27 protein-coding genes and 4 tRNA genes are annotated in these 26,030 nt (G+C 69.4%); 25 read left to right on the top strand and 6 right to left on the bottom strand.

The window, feature by feature from the left end:
* Positions 1 to 26: 26 nt before the first annotated feature.
* On the top strand, positions 27 to 485 hold the full coding sequence (locus ACQP2X_RS03435) for a DUF1707 SHOCT-like domain-containing protein (protein ID WP_498694301.1): 459 nt from the start codon (positions 27 to 29) through the stop codon (positions 483 to 485).
* Here ACQP2X_RS03435 and ACQP2X_RS03440 read toward each other — a convergent pair.
* Positions 482 to 2,614, bottom strand: a complete 2,133-nt coding sequence (locus ACQP2X_RS03440) for an acyltransferase family protein (protein WP_498694302.1) — start codon at positions 2,612 to 2,614, stop codon at positions 482 to 484. The two genes, ACQP2X_RS03435 and ACQP2X_RS03440, sit on opposite strands and share 4 nt — an antisense overlap.
* 120 nt (positions 2,615 to 2,734) lie before the next feature.
* Here ACQP2X_RS03440 and ACQP2X_RS03445 point away from each other — a divergent pair, with 120 nt between their 5' ends.
* Genes ACQP2X_RS03445 through ACQP2X_RS03455 form a run of 3 tightly spaced genes read left to right on the top strand, consistent with a single transcriptional unit; the run spans position 2,735 to position 5,281 of the window.
* Positions 2,735 to 3,745 (top strand): LLM class flavin-dependent oxidoreductase, encoded by a 1,011-nt coding sequence (locus tag ACQP2X_RS03445; protein WP_498694303.1) that lies wholly within the window; start codon positions 2,735 to 2,737, stop codon positions 3,743 to 3,745.
* A 43-nt stretch (positions 3,746 to 3,788) separates the two neighbouring features.
* Positions 3,789 to 4,619 (top strand): GNAT family N-acetyltransferase, encoded by an 831-nt coding sequence (locus ACQP2X_RS03450; RefSeq protein ID WP_498694304.1) that lies wholly within the window; start codon positions 3,789 to 3,791, stop codon positions 4,617 to 4,619.
* A complete protein-coding gene (locus tag ACQP2X_RS03455) occupies positions 4,616 to 5,281 on the top strand; it encodes an MOSC domain-containing protein (protein ID WP_498694305.1) in 666 nt (221 codons plus the stop codon). Before ACQP2X_RS03450 ends, ACQP2X_RS03455 begins: the two co-directional genes overlap by 4 nt.
* Here ACQP2X_RS03455 and ACQP2X_RS03460 read toward each other — a convergent pair.
* Together ACQP2X_RS03460 and ACQP2X_RS03465 are read right to left on the bottom strand one after the other, a co-directional pair.
* Positions 5,163 to 5,771: an MFS transporter gene (locus ACQP2X_RS03460; RefSeq protein WP_498694307.1), complete on the bottom strand. Its 609-nt coding sequence runs from the start codon at positions 5,769 to 5,771 to the stop codon at positions 5,163 to 5,165. The two genes, ACQP2X_RS03455 and ACQP2X_RS03460, sit on opposite strands and share 119 nt — an antisense overlap.
* Positions 5,772 to 6,059: 288 nt before the next feature.
* Positions 6,060 to 7,424: an FAD-dependent oxidoreductase gene (locus tag ACQP2X_RS03465; RefSeq protein ID WP_498694308.1), complete on the bottom strand. Its 1,365-nt coding sequence runs from the start codon at positions 7,422 to 7,424 to the stop codon at positions 6,060 to 6,062.
* Between the two features lie 85 nt (positions 7,425 to 7,509).
* Between ACQP2X_RS03465 and ACQP2X_RS03470 the strand changes: the two genes are divergently transcribed.
* Genes ACQP2X_RS03470 through ACQP2X_RS03480 form a run of 3 tightly spaced genes read left to right on the top strand, consistent with a single transcriptional unit; the run spans position 7,510 to position 9,390 of the window.
* Positions 7,510 to 7,881, top strand: coding sequence for an ArsR/SmtB family transcription factor (locus tag ACQP2X_RS03470; protein ID WP_498694309.1), 372 nt, complete (start codon positions 7,510 to 7,512; stop codon positions 7,879 to 7,881).
* Positions 7,878 to 8,954 (top strand): ACR3 family arsenite efflux transporter, encoded by a 1,077-nt coding sequence (gene arsB, locus ACQP2X_RS03475; RefSeq protein ID WP_498694311.1) that lies wholly within the window; start codon positions 7,878 to 7,880, stop codon positions 8,952 to 8,954. Before ACQP2X_RS03470 ends, arsB begins: the two co-directional genes overlap by 4 nt.
* Positions 8,955 to 8,976: 22 nt before the next feature.
* Complete coding sequence (locus ACQP2X_RS03480) at positions 8,977 to 9,390, top strand: arsenate reductase ArsC (protein WP_498694312.1); 414 nt, start codon at positions 8,977 to 8,979, stop codon at positions 9,388 to 9,390.
* 11 nt (positions 9,391 to 9,401) lie between these two features.
* On the opposite strand, the gene ACQP2X_RS03485 is transcribed toward ACQP2X_RS03480, so the two are convergent.
* Complete coding sequence (locus tag ACQP2X_RS03485) at positions 9,402 to 9,959, bottom strand: Uma2 family endonuclease (protein ID WP_498694313.1); 558 nt, start codon at positions 9,957 to 9,959, stop codon at positions 9,402 to 9,404.
* A 206-nt stretch (positions 9,960 to 10,165) separates the two neighbouring features.
* Positions 10,166 to 10,246 (bottom strand) — tRNA-Tyr (locus ACQP2X_RS03490).
* Between the two features lie 149 nt (positions 10,247 to 10,395).
* Between ACQP2X_RS03490 and ACQP2X_RS03495 the strand changes: the two genes are divergently transcribed.
* Genes ACQP2X_RS03495 through ACQP2X_RS03505 form a run of 3 tightly spaced genes read left to right on the top strand, consistent with a single transcriptional unit; the run spans position 10,396 to position 12,053 of the window.
* Complete coding sequence (locus tag ACQP2X_RS03495; RefSeq protein ID WP_498656964.1) at positions 10,396 to 10,890, top strand: YajQ family cyclic di-GMP-binding protein; 495 nt, start codon at positions 10,396 to 10,398, stop codon at positions 10,888 to 10,890.
* Positions 10,891 to 10,920: 30 nt separating this feature from the next.
* Entirely contained in the window at positions 10,921 to 11,229 is a 309-nt protein-coding gene (locus tag ACQP2X_RS03500; RefSeq protein WP_498694314.1) for a hypothetical protein, read from the top strand.
* Between the two features lie 14 nt (positions 11,230 to 11,243).
* Positions 11,244 to 12,053 carry a sulfurtransferase gene (locus ACQP2X_RS03505; RefSeq protein ID WP_498694316.1) on the top strand — a complete coding sequence of 270 codons (810 nt, stop codon included), beginning with the start codon at positions 11,244 to 11,246 and terminating at the stop codon, positions 12,051 to 12,053.
* On the opposite strand, the gene ACQP2X_RS03510 is transcribed toward ACQP2X_RS03505, so the two are convergent.
* Entirely contained in the window at positions 12,048 to 12,374 is a 327-nt protein-coding gene (locus tag ACQP2X_RS03510) for a hypothetical protein (protein WP_498694319.1), read from the bottom strand. The two genes, ACQP2X_RS03505 and ACQP2X_RS03510, sit on opposite strands and share 6 nt — an antisense overlap.
* A gap of 465 nt (positions 12,375 to 12,839) precedes the next feature.
* Between ACQP2X_RS03510 and ACQP2X_RS03515 the strand changes: the two genes are divergently transcribed.
* The 15 genes from ACQP2X_RS03515 to rpoB all read left to right on the top strand — a co-directional run bounded on the left by ACQP2X_RS03515 (position 12,840) and on the right by rpoB (position 26,025).
* Complete coding sequence (locus ACQP2X_RS03515) at positions 12,840 to 15,374, top strand: putative bifunctional diguanylate cyclase/phosphodiesterase (protein WP_498694320.1); 2,535 nt, start codon at positions 12,840 to 12,842, stop codon at positions 15,372 to 15,374.
* A gap of 105 nt (positions 15,375 to 15,479) precedes the next feature.
* Positions 15,480 to 15,552 (top strand) — tRNA-Thr (locus ACQP2X_RS03520).
* 46 nt (positions 15,553 to 15,598) lie between these two features.
* Positions 15,599 to 15,671: transfer RNA gene (locus ACQP2X_RS03525), tRNA-Met, on the top strand.
* Between the two features lie 109 nt (positions 15,672 to 15,780).
* Entirely contained in the window at positions 15,781 to 15,948 is a 168-nt protein-coding gene (rpmG, locus tag ACQP2X_RS03530) for a 50S ribosomal protein L33 (RefSeq protein ID WP_067495822.1), read from the top strand.
* A 72-nt stretch (positions 15,949 to 16,020) separates the two neighbouring features.
* Complete coding sequence (locus tag ACQP2X_RS03535) at positions 16,021 to 16,470, top strand: FAS1-like dehydratase domain-containing protein (protein ID WP_498694321.1); 450 nt, start codon at positions 16,021 to 16,023, stop codon at positions 16,468 to 16,470.
* Complete coding sequence (locus ACQP2X_RS03540; protein ID WP_498694322.1) at positions 16,471 to 16,854, top strand: MaoC family dehydratase; 384 nt, start codon at positions 16,471 to 16,473, stop codon at positions 16,852 to 16,854. It abuts the gene before it with no gap.
* Positions 16,855 to 17,136: 282 nt separating this feature from the next.
* Positions 17,137 to 17,209, top strand: a tRNA-Trp gene (locus tag ACQP2X_RS03545).
* Between the two features lie 104 nt (positions 17,210 to 17,313).
* Entirely contained in the window at positions 17,314 to 17,682 is a 369-nt protein-coding gene (gene secE, locus ACQP2X_RS03550; RefSeq protein WP_498656973.1) for a preprotein translocase subunit SecE, read from the top strand.
* A gap of 81 nt (positions 17,683 to 17,763) precedes the next feature.
* Positions 17,764 to 18,516: a transcription termination/antitermination protein NusG gene (gene nusG / locus ACQP2X_RS03555; RefSeq protein ID WP_498694323.1), complete on the top strand. Its 753-nt coding sequence runs from the start codon at positions 17,764 to 17,766 to the stop codon at positions 18,514 to 18,516.
* A gap of 65 nt (positions 18,517 to 18,581) precedes the next feature.
* On the top strand, positions 18,582 to 19,295 hold the full coding sequence (gene rplA / locus ACQP2X_RS03560) for a 50S ribosomal protein L1 (RefSeq protein ID WP_498694324.1): 714 nt from the start codon (positions 18,582 to 18,584) through the stop codon (positions 19,293 to 19,295).
* A gap of 69 nt (positions 19,296 to 19,364) precedes the next feature.
* Positions 19,365 to 20,183 carry an ATP-binding cassette domain-containing protein gene (locus tag ACQP2X_RS03565; protein ID WP_498694325.1) on the top strand — a complete coding sequence of 273 codons (819 nt, stop codon included), beginning with the start codon at positions 19,365 to 19,367 and terminating at the stop codon, positions 20,181 to 20,183.
* Positions 20,180 to 20,857, top strand: coding sequence for a hypothetical protein (locus ACQP2X_RS03570; RefSeq protein ID WP_498694326.1), 678 nt, complete (start codon positions 20,180 to 20,182; stop codon positions 20,855 to 20,857). Before ACQP2X_RS03565 ends, ACQP2X_RS03570 begins: the two co-directional genes overlap by 4 nt.
* A 269-nt stretch (positions 20,858 to 21,126) precedes the next feature.
* Positions 21,127 to 21,672 (top strand): 50S ribosomal protein L10, encoded by a 546-nt coding sequence (gene rplJ, locus ACQP2X_RS03575; protein ID WP_360245606.1) that lies wholly within the window; start codon positions 21,127 to 21,129, stop codon positions 21,670 to 21,672.
* A 54-nt stretch (positions 21,673 to 21,726) separates the two neighbouring features.
* Complete coding sequence (gene rplL / locus ACQP2X_RS03580) at positions 21,727 to 22,116, top strand: 50S ribosomal protein L7/L12 (RefSeq protein WP_498694328.1); 390 nt, start codon at positions 21,727 to 21,729, stop codon at positions 22,114 to 22,116.
* A gap of 468 nt (positions 22,117 to 22,584) precedes the next feature.
* The gene (rpoB, locus tag ACQP2X_RS03585) at positions 22,585 to 26,025 is read left to right on the top strand and encodes a DNA-directed RNA polymerase subunit beta (protein WP_498694330.1); all 3,441 of its coding nucleotides are present in this window, start codon (positions 22,585 to 22,587) and stop codon (positions 26,023 to 26,025) included.
* Positions 26,026 to 26,030 lie beyond the last annotated feature (5 nt).

The raw sequence follows: 26,030 nt of genomic DNA on the forward strand, positions 1-26,030 counted from the left end.
CGGCGGGGTGTGTAAAGGAGTGTCCGATGACGAAAGAGGTCCGGACCGACATCGAGACCATGCGTGCCGCCGACGCCGACCGGCACAAGGTCGCCGAGCAGCTCAAGGCCGCGCTCGACGAGGGCCGGCTCAGCCTGGACGAATACGACGAGCGTGTCCGCGTCGCCTACGCCTCCAAGACGTACCAGGAACTGCTTCTGCTCCTCACCGACCTGCCGCGTCCCGGCCTGAGCGCGACCGAGGTCCGGGCCCGGCGTGACGCCGAGCGGCGCCGCGAGGCGCGCCGGATGCCGACCGCGATGATGGTGCTCTGGACCATCTGGGCCGCCCTGGCCACCGTCAACCTGGTCGTCTTCGGGCTGGTGGCCGTCACCGTCGACGGCGACGTCTATCCGTGGCCGGTCTGGCTGCTCGCGCCGGGCGCGGCCCTCGCCGCGGTGACGGTCGGCGTCCAGGCCATCCGTCACCAGCAGCGGCGGCCCTAGCGCCCGGCCGGGAAGAGCGCCTGGTCCAGCACGGGCACGAGCGCCTGCGAGTACGCCAGCGACATGTGGTTGTCGTCCTTGTAGACCAGCGTGTTGCCGACCAAAATCGGGCACTTCTTCTCGGCGCAGAACCACGGCGTCGGGTCGATCACCCGGATGCCGTTCTTCGCGGCCTGCTCGGCCACCATGGCCCGGCGTTGCGGCTCCTGGATGGCCCGGGTCACCGAGCGGTCGCACTTGAAGATCTGGCGCGGGTTGGTGGCCGCGCACTCCGGCACCACGTCCACCGGGTACGGGGTGTCCTGGAGCAGCACCTTGTTCTTGATGCCGCCGAGCCGGGCCCACGTCTTCTGCCAGGCCTGCACCCAGGCCGGGTTGTCGGCCAGGCCGGGCCGCTCGATCAGCTTGCCGTTCGCGTCGTAGATGCCGCCGTTGTCGAGGTCGTTGGAGGCCATGACGACCAGGTCGGGCTTGTCGGCCACGACGCGGTCGACGATCTGGTCACGCCAGGCGACGCATTCGGTGTACGGCTTGTTGAGCACCGTGTTGAAGTTCAGCACCGAGGGCAGCTGGCAGGCCGCCTTGGTGAGCGCCACCAGCTTCCAGCCGTGCGCCCGGGCCACCCCGTCGACCGCGGCGAACCACTGGGCCGCGTGCGAGTCGCCGATCAGATACATCGTCCGGGCGCCGTTCGGGTCGCCGTAGACACAGGGCCGGTCCTGCTTGCTCTCGCCGTATCCGAGGTGGCAGAGGTCCTTGTAGATGACCGGGTTCTGCCCCTGCGCCTCGGTGAGTTTCGGCGTCAGGTTGTCCGGCAGCCGGGAACCGCGGATCGAGCCGGTGATCAGCTGGGTGAGCCGGGCCCGCGGATCGCCGGCCTTGGCCACCTCGGCCGCGGTGTCGAATGTGGCCGGTCCGGTCGGGATGGGCGGGGTGAACTGCCCGGCGATCAGCGAGAGGGCGGCCACCCCGGCCGACAGGATCAGGCCCAGGGCCAGGCCGCGACGGGCCCGCGAGCGCAGCCACGGCCGCATCCGGACCGGGTTCTCGACCAGGTGGTACGTGATGAAGGCGAGCCCGAGCGCACCGGCCGCGAACACCAGGTTCGACTTCACGCCGGCGTCGCGCATGAAGGCCAGCGGCCAGATCATCAGGACCGGCCAGTGCCACAGGTACCAGCCGTACGACAGCTTGCCGATGAACCGGAACGGCGCCGTGCCGATCACGCGGCCCGCGCCCCAGCCCTCGGCCGACGTGCCACCGGCGATCACCGCGGCCGTGCCGAGCACCGGGAGCAGCGCGGCCGAGCCGGGGAAGGCCGTCGACTCGTCGTAGGTCACGGCCGCGATGATCACGGCCACGAGGCCGGCCCAGGTCAGGACCGCGGCCAGAGGCTTGGGGGTACGACTGAGCCGCGCGGCCGCCAACGCGACAAGCGCGCCGATGCCGAGCTCCCAGGCCCGGGTGTGCGAGCCGAAGTAGGCCCACGGGGCGGCGCTGGCCGTCTGCTGGATGCTCACGATCAGCGAGACCACGACCAGGGCGCTCAGCGCGATCGCGGCCCGGCGGTTCTTGCGGGCGCCGGCCCAGACGGCGAGCAGCAGCAGCGGCCAGACCAGGTAGAACTGCTCCTCGACGGCGAGCGACCACAGGTGCTGCAGAGGCGAGGGCGCCGCGGTGGCGTTGAGGTAGTCCGTCCCCTCGTACGCCAGACGCCAGTTGATGCCGTAGAAGGTGCTGAAGAGCCCGTCGAGCGTGATCGACTTGAACCGGGTGGCCGGCACGAAGAGCCAGGCGGCCACGATCGTCGCGACCACGACGACCGTCGACACCGGCAGCAGGCGGATGGCCCGCCGGGCGTAGAAGCCGGGCAGCGAGATCTTCCCGGTCTTGTTCAGCTCCTTCAGCAGCAGCGTGGTGATGAGGAAGCCGGAGATGACGAAGAAGACGTCCACGCCGACGTATCCGCCGGCGAAGGTGCTGAGACCGGCGTGGCTGAGCACGACCAGCACCACGGCGATGGCCCGCAGACCTTCGATGTCCGGCCGGAAGCCGATGTGCGCGCCCTCCGCCCGGCGGGCGGGCGGGGTGGCCGGGGCTTCCCGGACTTCGATGGTGGAGGACACCATGAGTTGCTGCTCCAGTCGAGGGTTAACAGTCGCCGCACGTCGAGGGTTCATGGTCGTCGCACAAGATACCGAGGGCATCCGCACAGGTCGAGCCGGTAGCCGACGCGCTAGGGTCGGATCGTGACCACCGCGGACCGTGTCCCACTTTCCGTCCTCGACCTGGCCACGGTGCGTGAGGGGCATTCCAGTGCGGATGCCCTGCGCGGCACGGTCGAGATCGCGCAGACCGCCGACCAGTTGGGCTACGCCCGTTTCTGGGTAGCAGAGCACCACAACATGCCGGCCGTCGCGTCCACCTCACCGCCGGTCCTGATCGGTGCGATAGCCGCACAAACCACAACGATTCGTGTCGGATCGGGTGGCGTGATGCTGCCCAACCACATGCCGTTCGTGGTCGCCGAGCAGTTCGCCATTCTCGAGGCGCTCTACCCCGGCCGGGTCGATCTCGGCATCGGCCGCGCCCCCGGAACCGACCAGGCCACGGCGGCCGCGCTGCGCGGTGTCTCGCCCTATCTGACCGTCGAGCAGTTCCCCGAACATCTCCAGACCGTGCTGTCCCTGCTGGGTGACGACCGCATCGAGGCGTCATCCCTGCGGGCGACGCCGGTGGCCGAGAGCTACCCCGAGGTCTGGATGCTCGGCTCGTCCACGTACGGGGCCCAGGTCGCCGCCGCCCTCGGTCTGCCGTTCTGTTACGCATATCACTTCGCGATGAGCTCCGATGTGGACAAGGCCCTGCGCCTCTACCGGGACGGCTTCAAGCCGTCGCCCCGCCACCCCGAGCCGTACGCCATGGTCAGCGCCTCGGTGATCGCCGCCGAGACGGCCGAGGAGGCGCACCACCTGGCCGGCCCCAGCCGGATCATGGCGCTGAGCCTGCGCACCGGCCGGCTCGGCCCGATCGTCTCGCCCGAGACGGCGGCGTCGGTCGAGCTCAGCGATCTCGACCACGCCATGCTCGAGTCGCTGCCCGGAACGCAGTACGCGGGCACGGCCGACGAGGTGGTGGCCGCCCTCGACGAACTGGTCGAGCGCACCGGGGCCCAGGAGCTGATGCTGGCCGGCACGGTCTACGACCCGGCCACGCGACAGGACTCGCTGACCCGGATAGCGAAGGCGTGGGGTCTGTAGAAAATCGGGTGCGCCACGGGCGGCCACTGGCGAGGATCACTGAATGAGCTGGCGGCTGACCCACGACCTCGACGAGTTCGCCACGGCCGCGGGCGACTTCCTCGCTTCGCGGCCGGTCCAGCACACCGTCTTTCTCACCGTGATCGACGCCTTGCGGCGCCGAGGGCTTCGGGCGTACGGGCCGGGAGATCCGCTGTTCGGTTATTGGCGTACGGCATCGGGCGCCGTGGACGGGGTGCTCCTGAGAACGCCGCCGCACCCGATGATGACGAGTCCTCTCCCGCCCGAGGCGGTGACGGCCGCGGCTGCCGACGTACCCCCGGCTCCGCAAGTGAATCTCCTGGCCGAGTCCGAGGAGATCTTCTCCGCCGCCTGGCGGAAACGCACCGGGACGACGCCGTCGGCCCGTCGGCGAACCAGGCTCTATCGGCTGGAAACGCTCGTCGACCCGTCACCGCCGGGCCGGGCCCGCCTCGCCACCGCCGGCGATCGGGAGCTGTTGGTGGAGTGGCAGAAAGCGTTCTACGCCGAGATCGGCGAGGAGGGCTTCGGCGACATCGGCGCGGTGATGGACGACCGGATCGGCTACGGCGGCGTGCTGCTCTGGGAGGACGGCGACGACCCGGTCTCGATGGCCATCCGCTCCCGCCCCGACGCCGGCATGGCCCGCGTGCAGATCGTCTACACCCCGCCGGCCGCCCGCGGCCATGGCTACGCGGCCGGTGCCACCGTGGCCGCCACCCGATCGGCCCTGTCCGAGGCCGGCGAAGTGGTGCTCGCCACCGACCTGGCCAACCCGACCAGCAACCGGCTCTACCAGCGGCTGGGCTACCGTCCCGTGGAAGACCGAGTGATCCTGGAGTTGGCGGCATGACAGACGGCAAGGTCCTTTCGGTGAACGTGGGCGCGATGCGCCCGAACCCGGCCAAGAAGGTGGGAAGGACGGGCATCTACAAGGAGCCGGTCACCCACCCCGTCGACGTGCGCGCCCCCGGCCCCCGCCGCACCGGCCTGCACAGCGGTGTCGTCGGCGACGAGATCGGCGACACGAAGCACCACGGCGGCGACGACCAGGCGGTCTACGCGTACTCCCGCGAGGACTACGCCTGGTGGGAGGCCGAGCTGGGCCGGGAGCTGCCCGACGGCATGTTCGGCGAGAACCTGACCACGGCCGGCCTCGACCTGCTGACCACCCAGATCGGCGAGGTCTGGCGGATCGGCGGCACGCTGGAGCTCTCACCGACCTTCGGCCGCATCCCGTGCGCCACGTTCCAGGCGAAGATGGGCGAGGAGAAGTGGCTGAAGCGCTTCGCCCGCGAGAACCGCACCGGCACCTATCTGCGCGTGGTCACCCCGGGCCAGGTCCGGGCGGGCGACCCCATCGAGGTCATCCATCGCCCCACCCGGGGCATGACGGTCACCGAGGCCTTCGCCATCTACATGTTCGACCCGGCTTCCCTGCCGCGCCTGCTGGAGGCCGAGGGCATGTCGCAACATCTGCGGGCCGAGGTGGAGGAGCGGATCGCCCGCCTCTGACCCGTGGCACCGTCGCGATGGCGGCCGCGCCGGCAGCGCAGATCGCGGCGGTGGCCAGAAAGACGCCGGCGAAACCGCCGCTGATCATGTGCAGCCCCGCGCCGGCCAGGGGAGCGGTGGCCTTCGCGGTGGTCATCGGGACGACGAGGACCCCGGCGATGGTGGCGTACCGGCGGGTGTCGTAGCGCTCGGCCAGAAGCACCGGCTTGGCGATGCTGCCGACCCCGAAGCCCAGGCCGAACCCGGCCACGGCGACCACCGCGGCGATCGCGTTGCTCCCGGCCAGGGCCAGGACGACGGCGGACAGGGCTTGAACGCCGAAGACGGCGGCGACCACGACGGTGGTGCGGAAGCGGCGTTGCAGGCCGGTGGTCACCAGGCGGCCGGTGACCGACAGGATGCCGAAGAGGCCGGCGACAGTGGCGGCGAAGGTGGCGGAGTGGCCCCAGTCGATGAGCGCCGCGACGAGGAGCACACCGACGGCGGCCACGGCGGCCGTATGGGCCGTGAAGCCGGCCGCCGTGCCGGTCGAGCCATCGGCCGACCGGGATGGCGAGCGCGGCCGAGGCGAGCACGTTGGCGGTGAAGCTGCCGGTGACCGCCGTGGTGGAGGCGTTCAGATCGTCCGCGAGCGGAACCAGGAAGACGGCGAACGCGTAGTAAAGGGTGCCGTAGCCGACGGTCTGCGTGACGGCGAGCGCGGCCACGATCGCCCGGGCGCGCGGCGAGTCGAGACCACCGCTACGGCCGCCGACGTGCCGGTCGGCAGCCGCACTGCTCAGCCGCAGCAACCGTCGGACTGCGGCGTCGTGGCGATCAGGGCGATCGGGGCCCGCCGGAGACCACCCTCGACCCCGGTCGCCAGGCCCTGGGCCGCCGGGGCTCCGCAGCAGCCGCCGGACGCGGCGTCGATGCTGTCGGCGTCCAACGGCACGCTGCTGGAGCAGACGCCGGTCTCCGGCAGATCGAGCTGGACGTCCCGGGCGGCCTCCCAGTCGCCGGCGAGGGCGGCGACGACCGAGCGCGCCTGCTCATATCCGGTCGCCATCAGGAAGGTCGGGGCGCGGCCGTACGACTTCGACCCGATGGCGTAGTAGCCGGGCTCCGGGTGCGCGAGCTGGTCGGCGCCGTGCGGCGGAACGGTGCCGCAGGAGTGCTCGTTGGGGTCGATCAGCGGGGCGAGCGCCCGGGTCGATCCCAGAATCGGGTCGAGGTCGAGGCGCAGCTCGCCGGTGATGGTGTGGTCCGGGCGGAAGCCGGTGGCCGACACGATCCGGTCGACGGTCACCGTGCGGGTGCCGTCGGAGACCTCGACGCCGTCCGGGCCGGGAGTGACGGTCCGCACGCCGAACCCGGTGAGAAGGGTGATGGCGCCGGACTCGACGTGCTCGCGGACGTGGGTGCCGAGCGCGCCCCGGGCGGGCAGCGCGTCGGCGGCCCCGCCGCCGTAGGTGCGCGCCGGCGCGGCGGCGCGAATGGCCCAGGTGACGGTGGTGCCGGGCAGTTCGGCCAGATTGAGCAGCGTGTTGGCCGCGGAGTGACCGGCGCCCACCACCAGGACGCGGCGGCCGGCGAAACGGTCCCGGTCGCGCCCGAGCACGTCGGGCAGGGCGCTCTCGACCCACGCCGACGCCCCGGCCTCGCCGTGGGCCGGGAGGCCCGAGGCACCGAGGACGTTCGGGCTGTTCCAGGTACCGGAGGCATCGATGACCGCTTGGGCGAGGACGTCCTCGCCGCTGTCGAGCCGGATCAGGTACGGCGTGCCGGCCCGGCCGGTGCTGCGAAGGCGGTCGAGCCCGAGCCGGCTGACACCGGCGACCCGGGCGCCGTAGCGCACGTGCGGCTTGAGAGCGGGCAGGTCCGCGAGCGGCTGGAGGTAGTCGGCCGCCAGCTGGGCGCCGGTGGGCAGCTTGCCGTCCTCGGGCCGAACCCAGCCGGTGCCGGTGAGGAGCCGGGCCGCCGCGGCGTCGATGTTGTAGCGCCACGGCGAGAAGAGGCGGATGTGCCCCCACTGGCGCATGGCCGCGGCGGGCTCGTCGCCCGCTTCCAGGACGACGAACGGGAGACTCCGCTCCGCGAGGTGAGCGGCGGCGGCCAGCCCCACCGGGCCGGCTCCGATGACAGCGATGGGCAGCGTGTTCACGATCGACGGCTCCTCCGCGTTGCGGTTTCGATGTTTGTCGAATCCGAGGCTTGCACGCGGTTTCGATATCTGTCAACCTCGACACATGTCGAAATCAGGCCAGCCTCTCGCCGTCGTCGACCTGAACGCCGACGGCTGCTGCGCGCCGATGGCACGGACGCGCATCCCGTCCGAGGCGGCCGGCACGCTGGCGCAGGCGTTCAAGGCCCTCGGCGACCCGATCCGCCTCCAGCTGATGTCGATGATCGCGTCCGCCCCCGGCGGCGAGATCTGCGTGTGCGACCTGACCCCGGCCTTCGAGATCTCCGGGCCGACCATCTCCCATCACCTGAAGGTGCTCAAGGAGTCGGGTCTGGTCACGGCCGAGCGCCGGGCCAGCTGGGTCTACTACCGGGCCCAGCCCGCTCTCATGCGCCGACTGTCGTCACTGCTCGACATCGACGGCGCCGAGGCGTGACCGCCGTCGACGCCGGCGCCCCGCCCGCGGTGGCCGGGCGCCTGTCGCGCCTCGACCGGTTCCTCCCGCTGTGGATCCTGCTGGCAATGACCGCCGGCCTCCTGCTCGGCCGCCTGATCCCGGGTCTGAACAGCGCCCTGGAGGCCGTCACGATCGGCGGCATCTCGCTGCCGATCGCGCTCGGCCTGCTGATCATGATGTACCCGGTGCTGGCCAAGGTCCGCTACGACCGGCTCGACACGGTCACCGGCGACCGCCGGCTCCTGATCTCGTCCCTGGCGCTGAACTGGATCATCGGCCCGGCCGTCATGTTCGCGCTCGCGTGGATCTTCCTGGCCGGCCACGCCGAGTACCGCACCGGCCTGATCATCGTCGGCCTGGCCCGCTGCATCGCCATGGTCATCATCTGGAACGACCTGGCCTGCGGCGATCGGGAGGCGGCAGCCGTGCTGGTCGCGCTCAACTCGGTCTTCCAGGTGCTCGCCTTCGGCGTACTGGGCTGGTTCTACCTGTCGGTCCTGCCGGACTGGCTGGGCCTCTCCGGCGCGACGCTGGAGGTCTCGGGCTGGGACATCGCGCGCAACGTGCTGATCTTCCTCGGCCTCCCGCTGCTGGCCGGCTTCCTCACCCGCCGTCTCGGCGAGAACGCCAAGGGCCGCGCCTGGTACGAGGACCGGTTCATCCCGAAGATCGGCCCGGTCGCCCTCTACGGGCTCCTGTTCACCATCGTCATCCTGTTCGCCCTTCAGGGTGACGCCATCACGTCGAAGCCGTGGGACGTGGCCCTGATCGCCGTGCCGCTGCTCGCCTACTTCGCGATCATGTGGGGCGGCTCGTACGCCCTCGGCAAGGCCATCGGCCTGACCTACGAGCGCACGACGACGCTCGCTTTCACCGCCGCCGGCAACAACTTCGAGCTCGCGATCGCCGTGGCCATCGGCACCTTCGGCGTCACCAGTGGCCAGGCGCTGGCCGGTGTCGTCGGTCCCCTGATCGAGGTACCGGTGCTCGTCGCGCTGGTCTACGTCAGCCTCGCGCTGCGCCGCCGCTTCTTCACCGAATCAACTGTCTGATCGCCGCCTGGAGGCGCCCCGCATGTCCGAGAAGCCCAGCGTCCTGTTGGTCTGCGTCCACAACGCGGGCCGCTCCCAGATGGCCGCCGGTTGGCTGCGCCACCTGGCGGGCGACGCCGTCGAGGTGCGATCGGCCGGATCGGAACCCGCCGACCAGATCAACCCGGCCGCGGTCGAGGCCATGCGCGAGGTCGGCATCGACATCACCGGCCAGACCCCCCAGCGCCTGGAGTACGAGACCGCGCGGGACTCCGACGTCATCATCACGATGGGCTGCGGCGACGCCTGCCCCGTCTTCCCCGGCAAGCGTTACGAGGACTGGAAGCTCGAAGACCCGGCCGGCAAGGGCGTCGAAGCCGTCCGCCCCATCCGCGACGAGATCAGGACCCGCATCGAGTCCCTGCTCACCGATCTGGTTCCGGCCCGGCACCCCTGATGGGCATCCGTTCAGCGCCGTACGAGTGACCGGGTGTCGAGCTCGAACCGGAATGGGCGCTCGGAGATCAGACTCGCGCCGGTCTTCACGACGGCGTCCTCGACGTAGTGCTGGTCATCGAGACGGTTGAGCCGCAGGGTCAGCGAATCCGGCGCCTCATGCTCGACCAGGAGGTACCACTCGATGCCGGCGGCGGCGTAGAGCTGCATCTTGAGGACGCGGTCCATGGCGGCGTTGCTCGGCGAGACGATCTCACCGATCAGAAGCACTCGGGAGGCGTCCGCCGTGACGGCTTCCTCGTCCACGTCCACGACGGCCAGGTCGGGGATCACGATGCGACCGGTGTGCAGCCGGACGTTGATCGCTTCGTAGACGAAGAGCCCGGCCGGCTCGGCGCCGTCGTCAAGTGCGTTCGCCAGACGGCGCGAGAGGCGCTGATGGCTCATGCTCGGCGCGGGACTCACGACCAGGCTCCCATCGATGAGCTCGATCCGATCTGTCGTCTCGCCGAGCGCGAAATACTCGTCCTCGGTCCATGGACCGACGTGGTCAACCACTCCCACGCTCATCGACGACGTCACCTCCAGCAGCGGTTCACGAGAAGATGCTTCCGTCCACGGTACGGCACCCCATGCGACACAGCGTCCCTGGAAAGCGGCACGCTGCCGTGAGGGGAGGCGGTGACCATGCCACCCGAACACCCGGACCCGCGAGATCACAACGAGAACGGCCCCGGTCAGCGTTTCCGCTGGACCGGGGCCGTTCTTCCTGCCTGTGGCGGGTAGAGGATTCGAACCTCTGTAGCTTTCGCGACGGATTTACAGTCCGCTCCCATTGGCCGCTCGGGCAACCCGCCTGGGCACACCGCCTCGGCTTCCCGAAGCAGCGGAGAACAGAATAGCCACACCGCCGGACCTTCGTGCAACCGGGTACGGTCGGCATGTCGGAGGCCGCTCGGCGGTCTCCTCCTCCCATTGACGTACGCCAGCTTCGCAGGAGTCTTTCATGGCAGCCAGCCCGTCGTTCGACATCGTGAGCAAGGTCGACCAGCAGGAGGTGGACAACGCGTTCCACCAGGCGGAGAAGGAGCTCGGCACCCGCTTCGACTTCCGCGGCACGGGCACGAGCATCGCCAAGTCGGGTGATTCCGGCGTGACCATCACCTCCGAGACCGAGGAGCGGGCCACCGCGGCCCTCGACGTCTTCAAGGAGAAGCTGGTCAAGCGGAACATCTCGCTGAAGTCGCTCGACGCGGGGGAGCCCCGGCAGTCCGGCAAGACGTACAAGATCGACTGCAAGGTCATCGAGGGCATCGAGACCGACAAGGCCAAGGCGATCAGCAAGAAGATCCGGGACGAGGGCCCCAAGGGCGTCCAGGCCCAGATCCAGGGCGACCAGCTCCGCGTCACCGGCAAGAAGCGCGACGATCTCCAGGCCGTGATCGCCCTGCTCAAGGCCGAGGACTTCGGTGTGGCCCTCCAGTTCACCAATTACCGCTAAAAAGGCGCAAATCAGGCTCAGACTGGGCCTATGAGCACCAGTACGTGGACCCTGGTGGTCGGCGGCGTGGCCGGTGCCGTGTTGGCGATCTTCGGAGCGTCGATGCTGATCACTGGCCGGGCCCCGCAGGCCACCGCCCGTGCCTTCCGGAGCGTCCGGGACGCCGGCTTCTACCACCTGCTGTTCGGGGTGGGGCTGGGGCTGGTGTCGCTGGGTACGGCCCTCGACAATCCCGTGGTCACCATGACCGTCACGATTCTGGCGGTGGCCATGGTCGGCGTGGCCCTGGTCCGTTTCCGGCCGCGCGCCCGGCGACGGGAGCACCAGGTAGGCAAATAGCGGAGAGGAACGGCGTGATCGAGCCGGTAGTCGATGTCGAATGGGTCAAGGCGCATCGGGACCGGCTGGTCCTCGCTGACGTCCGCGCTTATCTGGACGGCCGGTCGGGCCGCGAGGCGTACCACCGTGGTCATCTGCCGGGCGCCGTCTTCGCCGATCTCGACGAAGACCTCGCGGCCGCGCCCAGCGCGGCCGAGGGGCGCCATCCTCTGCCCGATTTCCAGGCCTTCGCCGTACGGATGGGCGAGCTCGGCATCGGCGACGGCGACACGGTCGTCGCGTACGACGACGCCGGCGGCGTGATGGCCGCCCGCCTGGTCTGGATGCTGAGGGTCCTCGGCCACGACGCGGCCCTGCTCGACGGCGGCATCGGAGCGTGGGACGAGGAGCTCGAGACCGCCGTACCCCGGCCGGCGGCCAAGGTCTTCACGGCGCAGCCGTGGCCGGCCGAGCGGCTCGCCACCATCGACGAGGCGGCCGGCGGAGCGGGCGTGGTGATCGACGCCCGCCAGCCGGAGCGGTTCCGCGGCGAGTCCGAGCCGATCGACGCCCGCGCCGGCCACATCCCGGGCGCCCGCAACGTCTCCTGCCGGGAGAACGTCGACGCCAGCGGCCGCTTCCTGTCGCCCGCGGCGCTGCGCGAGCGGTTCGCCGCGGCCGGGGTGACCGACGGCGCCGACGTCGTCTCCTACTGCGGCTCCGGCGTCACCGCCTGCCACAACCTGCTCTCGCTGGAGCGCGCCGGTTTCGGTCCGGGCCGTCTCTATCCAGGTTCCTGGTCCCAGTACGCGGCCACGGGGCGCCCCGCCGCCACGGGCTCATAGAGCCTGTTCCTCCACCCAGCGGTTGTGCGCCTCCCAGGCGGCCTGTTTCGTGCTGCCGAGCGCGGCCCCGATCTGCGTCCACGACGCCCCGGCGTCGCGCGCCGTGCGCACCATCGCCTGCCGCCCGTACCCCGCCTTGCGGATCACCACTTCGTTCAGCGCGAGCAGCTCGAGCGCCTCGGACCGGCTCAGTGGCTCGGCCCGCTCGCCGGCCATCGAGGCCAGGGCGGTGCGCATCCTCAGCTCGTCGTATCGCGTTGTAGCCGAGGACAGCGTGTGCTGGCGCTCCAGATCGTCGGGGGAGAAGGAGTACGCGGTCACGGGCGACAGCTTGGCGTCAGGGCGACTTGACGTCAAGACGACCTGACCGGGCGATGCGAATTGCCCTCACTTCTCCCGTTATTTCGGTCGTAAAGTCGTCAATTCTGCGCTCGGCCCTGGGGGAGGAAGCTCAACCGTTCGGTCAGGATTTCGGAAAGTGCGGTTTCGACCCGCCCGTGGACGCTGCCAGTCGCACAACTGGTGTGGCACCATCATGTGACCCCCCACGAACGCCTGTTACACACCCGCAGGAGTCATACATGTCTGCAAAGAGGCTAGGCCGCCTCGCCGGCTTGGTTCTCGTCCTCGCCGCCGTCTTCGGTGGCGTGGCTGGGCTGAGCGGGCACCCGTCGGCCGCTGGTACGGGGGCCGGGCAATCCGCCAACCTGGTCATAGATTGGGATTAAAGGTTCAGCCGCGCATCGACCTGGCGTTGCGAACCGCGTCGACTGACGAGGGAGTGCGATGGTCGGGCGATCGCGGGTCAGTCGGCGTTCTGCGCGATACGCCTGGCTGGTCACCAATCCTTTGGCGCTCTTCGCCGTCATCTGCACTATCGCGTTCTGGGTCCAGCAGCCCCGATGGTTCGACGATTGGCTCGGCGGCCTCGTCGCTCTCGTAGGCATCAGCGTCGCCTACATCGGCGTGATCAATGTGGTGATCCGCCGCAGCACGATGAGCTTCTACATCACCGAGATCCCGTTCCTGCTGGCGCTGTACTACCTGTCCCCGGTGATGGTCATCGTCGTGATGACCCTGGCCGCGCTGACCGCTCAGCTCACGCGCCGGGCCGTGCTGATGCCGAGCAAGCTCTGGTTCAACGTCGCCAAGTCGTCGGCCGGGGCGGCCGCGGCCGTGCTCGTGCTCGCGGCCATGCCGCCGATCCGGGGCGCCGGCCCGGGCACGTGGGCCATCCTGTTCGCCGCAGTCGGCGTCAGTGTTCTGGTCGAGGCACTCAGCCTGGCCGCGGTCATGGCGGTGGTCCAGGGCGGCCGCGCCGGCCAGGAAGTGATCCGCGGCTCTCTTTCGATCTGGATCGGCGCCGGCGTGAACGTCGTGCTCGGCCTGGTCTTCCTGGTCGCCCTCGTCGCCACCGAGTGGTCGGCGTTGTTGCTCGCGACCCTGGTGGTCGCGCTCGTCCTCATGCTCCGCTCCTTCGCCGAGTTCTTCCGGCAGCATCGCACCCTGGCCGACGTGTACGAGCTCACCAAGGCCGTCCGTGACGAGGGCAGTGACTCCGGCCTGCCCGACGTGATGCTGGAGCGGATGCGGGCGCTGATGCGCTCGGAATACGCGACCCTCTGGCTGTCGCCGCAGGGCCGCCATCCCGAGGTGCTGCTCACCGCCCGGGTGGAGAACAAGGGCCTGCTCGACCTCTCGCCCACGCCGGCCGCCATCCGGGAGAAAGCCATCGGCGAGGGGCACACGGTCGCCGTCGGCAACCAGTTCCCCGAGTCCGAGCCGCTGCGCCACACCTTGCGCAACACCAAGGTGAAAGACGTCATCGTCGTGCCGCTGCGGTCGGGGCACACCCCGATCGGCAGTCTCGAGGTGGTCAACCGGCTCGGTGACTCCCGCACGTTCCGGCCGGCCGACGTGCAGGTGCTCGAGACGATCGCCGCCCATGTGGCGGTCGCGGTCGAGAACACGCGACTGGTCGACCGGCTGCGCTACGACGCCTATCACGACCGGCTCACCGGTCTGCCCAACCGGCGGCGGATCACCGACGCGCTCGCCGAGTCGGTCAAGGTGCGGGCCGAGGACGAGGTCGTGGCCGTGCTGCTGTTCGACGTCGACGGTCAGCGCGACGTCAACGAGTCGATGGGTCACGCGGCCGGCGACAAGCTGCTGGCCGAGGTGGCCGGCCGGCTGCGCGGCATCGCCGGGCCGGGCGCGCTGGTCGGGCGGATCGGCGGCGACGAGTTCGTGGTGACCCTGCGCGCCGAGAGCACCGACGCCACCGTCCAGCTCGCCACCGAGATGCGCGAGCAGCTGCGCGGCCCGATGACCGTGGGCACGCTCACCCTCGACCTCGACACCGCGGTCGGCGTGGCCGTCTACCCCGACCACGGCACCGACCCCGAGACGCTGATCCAGCGGGCCGAGCTGGCCGCCAACGCGGCCAAGGTCCTTCCGTACGGCGTGCAGCTCTTCCATCCGGCCCTGGAGTCCCGGGCCGTGCGCCGCCTCGGCATCGCCGCCGACCTGCGGGTGGCGCTCGACAGCGGCGCGATAGACGTCTACTTCCAGCCCAAGGTGACCCTCACCGACCGCCACCTGGTCGGCGTGGAGTGCCTGGCCCGCTGGCAGCACCCGGCGCAGGGCGAGGTGGCGCCGGACGACTTCGTGGCCGTGGCCGAGCACACCGGCCAGCTGTCCCGGCTCACCGAGGTGGTGCTCACCGAGGGCCTGCGGCGCTGCCGGGAGTGGGCCGACCAGGACCGTCCGCTCTCCATCGCGGTGAACCTGTCGGTGCGTACCCTGCTCGACTCCCGTTTCCCCGACCAGGTGGCCGCGTTGCTGGAGCGCTTCGCGGTGGCGCCGGCCCAGGTCACCTTCGAGATCTCCGAGCCGGGCATGCTGGGCGACATCGAGCGGGTGCTGCCGACCCTCTACCGGCTGCGCGATCTGGGCGTGCGGCTCAGCGTCGACGACTTCGGCACGGGCGCGTCCTCACTGTCCTATCTACGGCAGTGGCCGGTGCACGAGGTGAAGATCGACGACAGCTTCGTGCAGGGCATGGCGACCGACACCGGCGACCTGGCGATCGTGCGGGCGGTGGTGAGCCTGGCCCGCGAGTTCGGTCTCACCGTGGTCGCCGAGGGCGTCGAGAGCGAGCTCACCCTCGATCTGCTCGAGGAGATGGGCTGCGAGATCGGTCAGGGCTATCTGTTCAGCCGCCCATTGCCGTACGAGCGTCTCGAGGCCTGGTTCAGCGCGCAGACCGAGCCGGCGACCACCCCCGCGGGCGAGGTCCGCAAGCTCCGCGCGGTTGGATAAAACCCCGCTGACCTGCGGTTTCGGGGTAATGGGGGAGTCGATTTCACCCCTGGTGCGGGGCCGTGTAGTCTTACTCCTGCGCAACAAGCGAGCGATCGCGCGCAGGCCCCCTTAGCTCAGTCGGCAGAGCGTCTCCATGGTAAGGAGAAGGTCTACGGTTCGATTCCGTAAGGGGGCTCTACCGGGTTCGTTCCCGCCGCAGGCGCTGGACTTGAGCCTGGCTCGGCGGTGTAGCTCAGATGGCAGAGCAAGCGGCTCATAATCGCTGTGTCGCCGGTTCAAGTCCGGCCACCGCTACTTGCAAGTAAAGGGATCCCGCCCGGGGTCCCACTTTGCATGTCGGCACTCCTAGCGAGTACGCTGGAGCGTCGTTGAAGTTACCCCGTTAGCAGGAAGGCAATCCGTCGTGGCCAAGGCGACCGACGTCCGTCCGAAGATCACCCTGGCGTGTACGGAGTGCAAGGAGCGGAACTACATCACCCGTAAGAACCGCCGTAACGACCCCGACCGCATCGAGCTGAAGAAGTTCTGCCCCCGGGACGGCAAGCACACCCTGCACCGCGAGACCCGCTGATCTCAGCGCCTCCCAAGCCTCACCCTGCGCCGCTCGGTCATCGACCGGGCGGCGCAGAGTAGTTTGTGGGCCATGCCCCTCGACCAGTCTTTCCAGGGCCGTAGCTGGCCCGCCACGGAGCCTTATCTGGTCGGCCGCGAGAAGATCCGCGAGTTCGCCCGCGCGATCGGTGCCGCCGACCCCGAATATCACGACCCCGAGGCCGCCCGTGCCCTCGGCTACGCCGACGTGGTCGCCCCGCCGACCTTCCCGGTCGCGATCACCATGGCGGCCAGCCGCCAGATCATCGAGGACCCGGAGCTCGGGCTCGACTACAGCCGCGTGGTGCACGGCGACCAGAAATTCGCCTACACCCGGCCCGTCGTGGCCGGCGACGCGCTCGTGTGCGTCAACTCGGTCGACGAGATCACCTCGCGCGGGGGGCACGACTTCATCACCACCCGCACCGAGGTGACCACCGAGTCCGGCGAGCAGGTCGTGACGGTCTGGTCCAAGCTGGTCCAGCGGGGCGGGGAGGCGTAAATGGAGCCGCAGACCTTCCGGGTGACCCGGGCCGACCTGGTGCGCTACGCGGGCGCCTCAGGCGATTTCAACCCCATCCACTGGAGTGACCGTGTCGCCACCGGCGTCGGCCTGCCCGGCGTGATCGCGCACGGCATGTTCACCATGGCCCTCGTGGGCCGCGCGGTGACCGCCTGGGCCGGCGCGCCGGACGCGGTCGTCGAGTTCAGCGTGCGCTTCTCGCGCCCCGTCCCGGTGCCCGACACCGACGAGGGGACCGAGGTGGTCGTCACCGCCACGGTGAAGGACAGCTCCGACGACGGCCTCACCAAGCTGACCCTGACCGCCACCTGCCAGGGCGAAAAGGTCCTGTCGCTCGCTCAGGCGATCATCCGCAAACGTTAGTTCCTGTTTCGTGGCTGGGGCGGGAGCGAGGCGGGGTCCAGATTTCGGCTGGTGGTGGCCTGTGGGCAGCCGGCTACCGGTGTTGTAACCGGCTGCCCACAGGACGCCGCCAGACGGGATCTGGGCCCCTCCGCAGCCCCGTCCCAGCCACGAAACAGGGACTAGGCGAGCCCGGGTTGGGCGATCCGCCTGTGAACCCGTACACTGGTGCGCCGTGGGGCAGTGACCCCCCGAACCAGCCTGCCCCAAGCAGGCAGATCCGGGGATTCAGCCGCCTCGCACAGGGGTGTAGCTCAATTGGCAGAGCAGCGGTCTCCAAAACCGCAGGCTGCAGGTTCAAGTCCTGTCACCCCTGCGCAAGCCCTCGAGACGTGCCCGCCCGGTGCGCGGTCCGCACGACGCCGCGCCGGACGCAGCGTGGCGGGGACCCATCACCACCGATGACGGAAGTAGGGCGCCATGGCCGAGAGGAACCGACCCGGTGACGCCGGCGACCCGGCCGACGACGAGGTGTTTGACGACGCTGTCGAGGACGATAAAGACGTCCCGGGCGACGACGACGCCGAGCCGGTAGGCCGCGGCGGCACGGCTCTCGCCGAGCGGACCCCGAAGTCGAAGAAGGAAGCCAGCAAGACCGGCTTCTTCGGTCGCATCGGTGGTTTCTTCCGTGAGGTCGTCAGCGAGCTGCGTAAGGTCATCTGGCCCACGCGCAAGGAACTGCTGACCTACACCACGATCGTCATCGTGTTCGTGGCCGTGATGACCACGATCGTCGGCCTTCTGGACCTCGGCCTGGGCAAGGCCGTCCTCTGGGCGTTCGGCGGCTGATCGCCGCCGGGCCCGGCCCGACGGCCGGCAGGGGCCTGAGCGCCCGCATGAAGACCATGACTTACCTGGAAGTGAGCGAGCGTGCCTGAGTACGACGAGGAGACCGCGGAGTCCGTCGACGAGCAGTCGTCGGTGGCCACGGCGGACGACGACGAGTCGGTCGAGGCCGCCCAGCCGGAAACCGCCCAGCCGGAAAGCACCGAGCCGGAGGCCGCGGCCCCGGCCGCGGAGCACGACGAGGACTACGACCCGGTCCAGGAGCTGCGGCAGAAGCTGCGTTACGCCCCCGGCGACTGGTACGTGGTGCACTCGTACGCGGGTTACGAGAACAAGGTCAAGACCAACCTCGAGACCCGCATCACGAGCCTCGACATGGAGGACTTCATCTTCCAGGTCGAGGTGCCGACCCGCGAAGAGATCGAAGTCAAGAGCGGCAAGCGGGTCCAGGTCAACAACAAGGTCTTCCCGGGCTACATCCTGGTCCGCATGGACCTGAGCCCCGAGTCGTACTCGTGCGTGCGCAACACGCCCGGCGTGACCGGCTTCGTGGGCGCGACCGACCGGGTCGACCGGCCGGCCCCGCTCTCGCTCGACGAGGTGCTGAAGTGGCTCGCCCCTGCCGTCGAGCAGGAGGAGAAGAAGGCCAAGCCCGAGGTCAAGGTTCTCGACTTCGAGGTGGGCGACTCGGTCACGGTCACCGACGGCGCGTTCGCCTCGCTGCCGGCCTCGATCTCGGAAATCAATGCCGACCAGCAGAAGTTGAAGGTTCTGGTCTCCATCTTCGGCCGTGAGACGCCGGTGGAGCTGAACTTCAACCAGGTCACCAAGATCTGACGCAACACAGCAGTCAGTGGGAGGGCTCGGTCCAAGAGCCCGCCATCTACCACAGGAGTAAGAACATGCAACGCAGCAAGGGCTACCGCAAGGCGGCCGAGTCGATCGACGCCAACAAGCTCTACGAGCCCGCCGACGCCATCAAGCTGGCCAAGGACTCGAGCCCGACCAAGTTCGACGCGACCGTCGAGGTCGCGATGCGGCTGGGCGTCGACCCGCGTAAGGCCGACCAGATGGTCCGCGGCACCGTCAACCTGCCGCACGGCACCGGCAAGACCGCTCGGGTGATCGTCTTCGCCCAGGGCGCGAAGGCCGAGGAGGCCCTCGCGGCCGGCGCCGACGAGGTCGGCACCGACGAGCTCGTGGCCCGCATCCAGGGTGGCTGGCTCGACTTCGACGCCGCCATCGCGACCCCGGACCAGATGGCCAAGATCGGCCGTATCGCCCGGATCCTCGGCCCGCGTGGCCTCATGCCCAACCCGAAGACGGGCACGGTCACCGTGGACGTGACCAAGGCCGTCAACGAGATCAAGGGCGGCAAGATCACCTTCCGGGTGGACAAGCACTCGAACCTGCACCTGATCATCGGCAAGGCCTCGTTCTCCGAGGACCAGCTGGTGGACAACTACGCCGCGGTGCTCGACGAGATCCTGCGGGCCAAGCCGTCCGCGGCCAAGGGCAAGTACCTCAAGAAGGTCGTCGTCACCACGACGATGGGCCCCGGCGTTCAGATCGACCCGAACGTGGTCAAGAACCTGAAGGCCGAAGCCGGCGCCTGATAGACGCCAGTAACTGCAAACGCCCCCGGGGGACACCCCGGGGGCGTTTTCTGTGGGAGGCTTCGGCTCGTGCGTTTCGACCGGGTGTGGTTCCGCTACGGGCGGCGCCTGCCCTGGGCGCTGCGCGAGATCGACGCCACCGTCGAGCCCGGTCAGACCGTCGTCGTGCTGGGCCGCAACGGCGCCGGCAAGTCGACGCTGCTCCAGCTGGCGGCCGGGGTGCTCCGCCCGGCCCGGGGCGCGGTCCACGACCGTCCGCCGGTCGTCGGCTGGGTGCCCGAGCGTTTCCCGGCCGACCAGCCGTTCACCGCCGGCCAATACCTGAGCCGCATGGCCCAGCTGCGCGGTGTGCCCGAGAGCGCGGCCGGCGAGTGGATCGAGCGCCTGCTGCTCACCGAGCACACCGGCACCCGCCTCAGCGACCTCTCCAAGGGCACCGCGCAGAAGGTCGGCGTCGCCCAGGCCCTGCTCGCCCGCCCCGGCCTGCTGGTACTGGACGAGCCCTGGGAGGGCCTCGACGCCGCCGCCCGCACCCTGATCCCCGAGATCGTCGCCGAGATCACCGCGACCGGCGGCATGGTCCTGGTCAGCGACCACCGCAACGAGATCGCCGGCCTCCCGGGTGCCACGCACTGGACGGTCACCGAGTCGGCCCTGCGCTTCGAGACGCCCGCCGTCCGGGCCGACGAGGTCATCATCGAGGTCGCCGTCCGCCGGGCGGACGCCGACCAGGCGGTGGTCCGGCTGCGTGCCGAGGGTCACCGAGTTCTGGGTGTACGAGACCTCGCCGCGCCCCAGGCACAGAACGGCCGCTCCGCGCCCGACGAGCCCTCCCCAGCGTCGCCCTCCCCAGCGTCGCCGTCACCGGCTAAAGGCGCGGGGCCATGACGGCGTTGATCCGGATGAGGCTTGCCGCCTTTGTGCGCGGCGGGCGGGCTCTGGCGCCTCTGATCGCCGTGCTGGTCGTTCTGGGCGTGATCTACGGCGGGGGAGCGTCGCCGGCCGCCGTGGCCTACGGATATTCGGCCGCGGCCCTGTTCCCGGTGCTGGCCTGGCAGTCCAAGCTCGTGCTGGACACCGAGCCCGACGTGCAGCGCCGGCTGGCCCGCACGGCCGTGGGCGCGAGGCGTGAGGCGATCGCCGGCCTGCTGGCCGCCGTGCTGCTCGCGCTGGCCGTCTGCGCCGCCGCCATGGTCGCCCCCTGGCTCTTCGGCGGCATCGAGACCGAGGGCGCGGGGGCCGGCTCGGCGCTGGGCGTCCTGGCCCACCTCCTCGCCGTCGTGCCCGCCGTGGCGGTCGGCGGGCTGGCCAGCCGGGCCGTGACCGGCGGCGTCCGCAACGGGGTGGCCGTGCTCGTCGTCGCCGCCGTGCTCGTGGTCGTTCTCGGGTTGCAGGGCTCGATCGCCCCCTGGCTCGTGCCGCCGGTCATGGCCACCGCCCGGGCGCTGAACGACGCCGACCCGCCGCCCGCCTCGACCCTTCTGCTGATCACCGGCTGGGCCGCCCTGTGGTGCGCGGCCGCCCTCGGTGGATATGGATGGCTCCGCCGATCAAAGGCGTGAGGAGGCCGATTTGGCGCTGGCCGTCTGACCCCGTACAGTTGCTTCTCGAAGTTCCACCCAAAGACCGCTGGTCGCCGCAACCACCCGTCGCGAGACGGAGGTCGCGGTCGAAGGCCCCGCTGAGTGCGGGCGGCCCGCGCAGGGGAGAACGGTTCGTGACCGGGTGATCCATCTGCCCGCTCCGCCCCGTGCGCCCTGCGCCGGGGCGTTTCTCATTCCGCCCCCTCCTTCGTGCCGACCAGTGGATCGAGCATTGAGAGAGGAGGGACATGGCGGACAAGCCGGTCCGGGCCGACAAGGCCAGCGCCGTTTCCGAGCTCACGGACGACTTCCGTAACTCGTCGGCCACCGTGCTGACCGAGTACCGCGGTCTCACGGTCAAGCAGCTCACGGAGCTGCGCCGTTCGCTGGGCAAGGACACCAAGTACTCGGTGTCCAAGAACACCCTGGCGAAGCGCGCGGCTACCGACGCGGGCATCGAGGGCCTCGACAACCTGTTTGCCGGTCCTACCGCGCTCGCCTTCATCAGCGGCGACCCGGTCGAGGCGGCCAAGGGCCTTCGTGCCTTCGCCAAGGCCAACCCCGTCCTGAAGATCAAGGGCGGTGTGTTCGAGGGCAAGGCGATCAGTGCTGACGACGTCAACAAGATCGCTGACCTCGAGTCGCGTGAGGTTCTGCTGGCCAAGCTGGCCGGCGCCATGAAGGGCAACCTGTCCAAGGCGGCCGGCCTCTTCCAGGCCCCGCTGTCGCAGGTGGCGCGCCTCGCGGCCGCTCTTCAGGAGAAGCGCGAGAAGGACGGTTCCGCGGAGGCCTGAGCCACCGCGCACCAGCAAGACTTTTTGATCAGTACCTAGGAAAGGTTGCCAGACATGGCGAAGCTCAGCACCGACGAGCTGCTCGACGCGTTCAAGGAGATGACGCTGATCGAGCTGTCCGAGTTCGTGAAGCAGTTCGAGGAGACCTTCGAGGTCACCGCGGCTGCTCCGGTCGCCGTCGCGGCCGTTGGTGGCGGCGCCGGCGGTGCCGCTGCCCCCGCCGAGGAGGAGAAGGACTCGTTCGACGTCGTCCTCGAGGGTGACGGTGGCAAGAAGATCCAGGTCATCAAGGTCGTGCGTGAGCTGACCGGCCTGGGCCTCAAGGAGGCCAAGGACGCCGTCGAGTCCGCCCCCAAGGCGATCCTCGAGGGTGTCAACAAGGAGAAGGCCGACGCCGCCAAGGCGAAGCTCGAGGCCGAGGGCGCCAAGGTCACCCTCAAGTGATCTGACGCTCCACAGTTTCACCTCGCGACGGCGAGGGCCCTGCTCAAGGGCCCTCGCCGTTCGTGCTTTCGGGCCCGACCCGCTCGGAGGCCCTTGACTGTGTGTCCGCTGACAGGCACGCTGATGGCAGCAAGTTTCCGCGCTTGCGACAGCCACCCCGTGGGTAATCCGGTTCCGCCGGTCCTACGGCCGGCACCCGAGGGACATCGCCGCGTTGAGCGGCCCCGCACGAACGCCCTGACCCGATAGAGGCGCAGGTCAGAGGCTGCGAGGGCCACGCTCCGCAGGTTTCCTCCGGTGTGGGCTGGACAGCGGTTAGCCGAGCGGCTACACTGCTAGTTTGCGCTGCCTTCTGCCTTGAGCCCTGCCGAGATTAAGTTCTTGGGGGGTTCGTCAGAGTGCACGCAGACAGTTGCATACCCGCAGCTGCAGCCGCATCAGCAGCACCGGTCCTCGGAAGGACGCATCTTGGCAGCTTCCCGCCCTGCGAAGACCAGCCGTACGTCGAGCGCTTACGCACCCCGCCGTGTCTCTTTCGGCAGGATCACCGAGCAACTAGAGGTCCCCAACCTCCTCGCCCTCCAGACGGAGTCTTTCGACTGGCTGGTCGGGAACGAGGCTTGGCAGGCCCGGTCGACGGACGACCCGCACGCCCAGTCGGGCCTCGCAGAGATCCTCGAAGAGATCAGTCCCATTGAGGACTTCTCCGGCACAATGTCGCTGTCCTTCTCGTCTCCCCGATTCGACGAGGTCAAGGCCTCGATCGAGGAGTGCAAGGAGAAGGATCTGACCTACTGCGCGCCGCTGTTCGTGACCGCGGAGTTCACCAACAACACCACTGGCGAGATCAAGAGCCAGACGGTGTTCATGGGTGACTTCCCGATGATGACCCCCAAGGGGACGTTCGTCATCAACGGCACGGAGCGCGTCGTGGTGAGCCAGCTCGTCCGGTCGCCGGGCGTGTACTTCACCAAGGAGCCGGACAAGACCTCCGACCGCGACCTCTCCAGCGTCAAGGTCATCCCCAGCCGGGGCGCCTGGCTGGAGTTCGACATCGACAAGCGCGACACCGTCGGTGTCCGGATCGACCGCAAGCGCCGGCAGGCCGTCACGGTCCTGCTCAAGGCGATCGGCTGGTCGGCCGACCAGATCCGTGAGCGGTTCGGGTGGTCCGAGCTTCTCATGACCACCCTCGAGAAGGACCACATCGCCGGGCAGGACGAGGCCCTGCTCGACATCTACCGCAAGCTCCGTCCCGGCGAGCCCCCGACCCGGGAGAACGCGCAGACCCTGCTCGACAACCTCTTCTTCAACCCGAAGAGGTACGACGTCGCCAAGGTCGGCCGTTACAAGTTCAACAAGAAGCTCGAGCTCGACCTGCCGATCGACCGCGGGACGCTGACCGAGGAAGACATCGTCAAGACCGTCGAGTACCTCGCCCGGCTGCACGCCGGTGAGGAGGGCTACGAGGCCGACGACATCGACCACTTCGGCAACCGCCGTCTGCGCACGGTCGGCGAGCTCATCCAGAACCAGGTCCGCGTCGGCCTGTCCCGGATGGAGCGCGTCGTCCGCGAGCGCATGACGACCCAGGACGTCGAGGCGATCACGCCGCAGACCCTGATCAACATCCGTCCCGTGGTGGCGGCGATCAAGGAGTTCTTCGGTACGTCGCAGCTGTCGCAGTTCATGGACCAGACCAACCCGCTCGCGGGTCTGACCCACCGTCGCCGCCTGTCGGCGCTCGGCCCGGGTGGTCTGTCGCGTGAGCGCGCCGGCTTCGAGGTCCGTGACGTGCACCCCTCGCACTACGGCCGCATGTGCCCGATCGAGACGCCCGAGGGCCCGAACATCGGTCTGATCGGCGCGCTCTCGACGTTCGCGCGGGTCAACCCGTTCGGCTTCATCGAGACGCCGTACCGCAAGGTGGAAGACGGCGTCGTCACCGACGAGGTCCACTACCTCACGGCCGACGAGGAAGACCGGTACATCAAGGCGCAGGCGAACGCCACGCTGCGCAGCGACGGCACCTTCGCCGACGACCGCGTCCTGGTCCGCCGGAAGGGCGGTGAGGTCGACTACGTGCCCGGCACGCAGGTCGACTACATGGACGTGTCGCCGCGGCAGATGACCTCGGTCGCGACCGCGATGATCCCGTTCCTCGAGCACGACGACGCCAACCGTGCCCTCATGGGCGCGAACATGCAGCGTCAGGCGGTGCCGCTGGTCAAGGCCGAGGCCCCGCTGGTCGGTACGGGCATGGAGTACCGCGCCGCGGTCGACGCCGGTGACGTTGTCGTCGCCGAGGTCGGTGGCGTGGTCGAGGACCTGTGCGCCGACTACGTGACGGTCCACCAGGACGACGGCCACCGCCGTACGTACCTGCTGCACAAGTTCCGCCGCTCCAACGCCGGCTCCTGCGTCAACCAGAAGCCGGTCGTGTTCGAGGGTGACCGGGTCGAGGCCGGCCAGGTCATCGCCGACGGCCCGTGCACCGACGAGGGGGAGATGGCCCTCGGCCGCAACCTGCTCGTCGCGTTCATGTGCTGGGAGGGTCACAACTACGAGGACGCGATCATCCTGTCGCAGCGCCTCGTCCAGCAGGACGTCCTCACCTCGATCCACATCGAGGAGCACGAGGTCGACGCCCGCGACACCAAGCTCGGCCCGGAAGAGATCACCCGCGACATCCCGAACGTCAGCGAGGAAATGCTCGCCGACCTCGACGAGCGCGGCATCATCCGGATCGGTGCCGAGGTCGTGCCCGGCGACATCCTGGTCGGCAAGGTCACGCCCAAGGGCGAGACCGAGCTGACCCCCGAGGAGCGCCTGCTCCGCGCGATCTTCGGTGAGAAGGCCCGGGAGGTCCGGGACACCTCGCTGAAGGTGCCGCACGGCGAGACCGGCACGGTCATCGGCGTCCGCACGTTCTCGCGCGAGGACGGCGACGAGCTTCCTCCGGGCGTCAACGAGCTGGTCCGCGTCTACGTGGCCCAGAAGCGCAAGATCCAGGACGGTGACAAGCTCGCCGGCCGCCACGGCAACAAGGGCGTCATCTCCAAGATCCTCCCGGTCGAGGACATGCCGTTCCTCGAGGACGGCACCCCCGTCGACATCGTGCTCAACCCGCTCGGTGTGCCCTCGCGTATGAACATCGGCCAGGTTCTGGAGACCCACCTCGGGTGGATCGCCAAGACCGGCTGGGAGGTCGAGGGCGACGACACCGAGTGGAAGCGCCAGCTGCGCGCGATCGAGGCGCACGAGTCCCCCAAGGACTCGAACGTCGCGACCCCCGTCTTCGACGGTGCGCAGGAGGAGGAGATCAAGGGTCTTCTCGAGTCGACGCTGGTCAACCGCGACGGTAAGCGGCTGGTCAACGGTGACGGCAAGGCGCAGCTGTTCGACGGCCGCTCCGGCGAGCCGCTGCCGGACCCGATCTCGGTCGGGTACGTGTACATCCTGAAGCTGAACCACCTGGTCGACGACAAGATCCACGCTCGGTCGACCGGCCCGTACTCGATGATCACGCAGCAGCCGCTGGGTGGTAAGGCGCAGTTCGGTGGCCAGCGGTTCGGCGAGATGGAGTGCTGGGCGATGCAGGCCTACGGCGCCGCTTACGCGCTGCAGGAGCTGCTCACCATCAAGTCCGACGACGTGCTCGGCCGCGTGAAGGTCTACGAGGCCATCGTCAAGGGCGAGAACATCCCGGAGCCGGGAATCCCGGAGTCGTTCAAGGTGCTGCTCAAGGAGCTGCAGTCGCTGTGCCTGAATGTTGAGGTGCTCTCCAGCGACGGCGTGGCTCTCGAGATGCGCGAGACCGACGACGAGGTCTTCCGGGCCGCGGAGGAACTCGGTATCGACCTGTCGCGGCGCCCGAACGAGGGCGTCAGCAGCGTCGAAGAGATCTGACGGAA

Origin of the sequence: Actinoplanes sp. CA-131856 (assembly GCF_050956135.1) — a bacterium.
Taxonomy (GTDB): domain Bacteria; phylum Actinomycetota; class Actinomycetes; order Mycobacteriales; family Micromonosporaceae; genus Actinoplanes.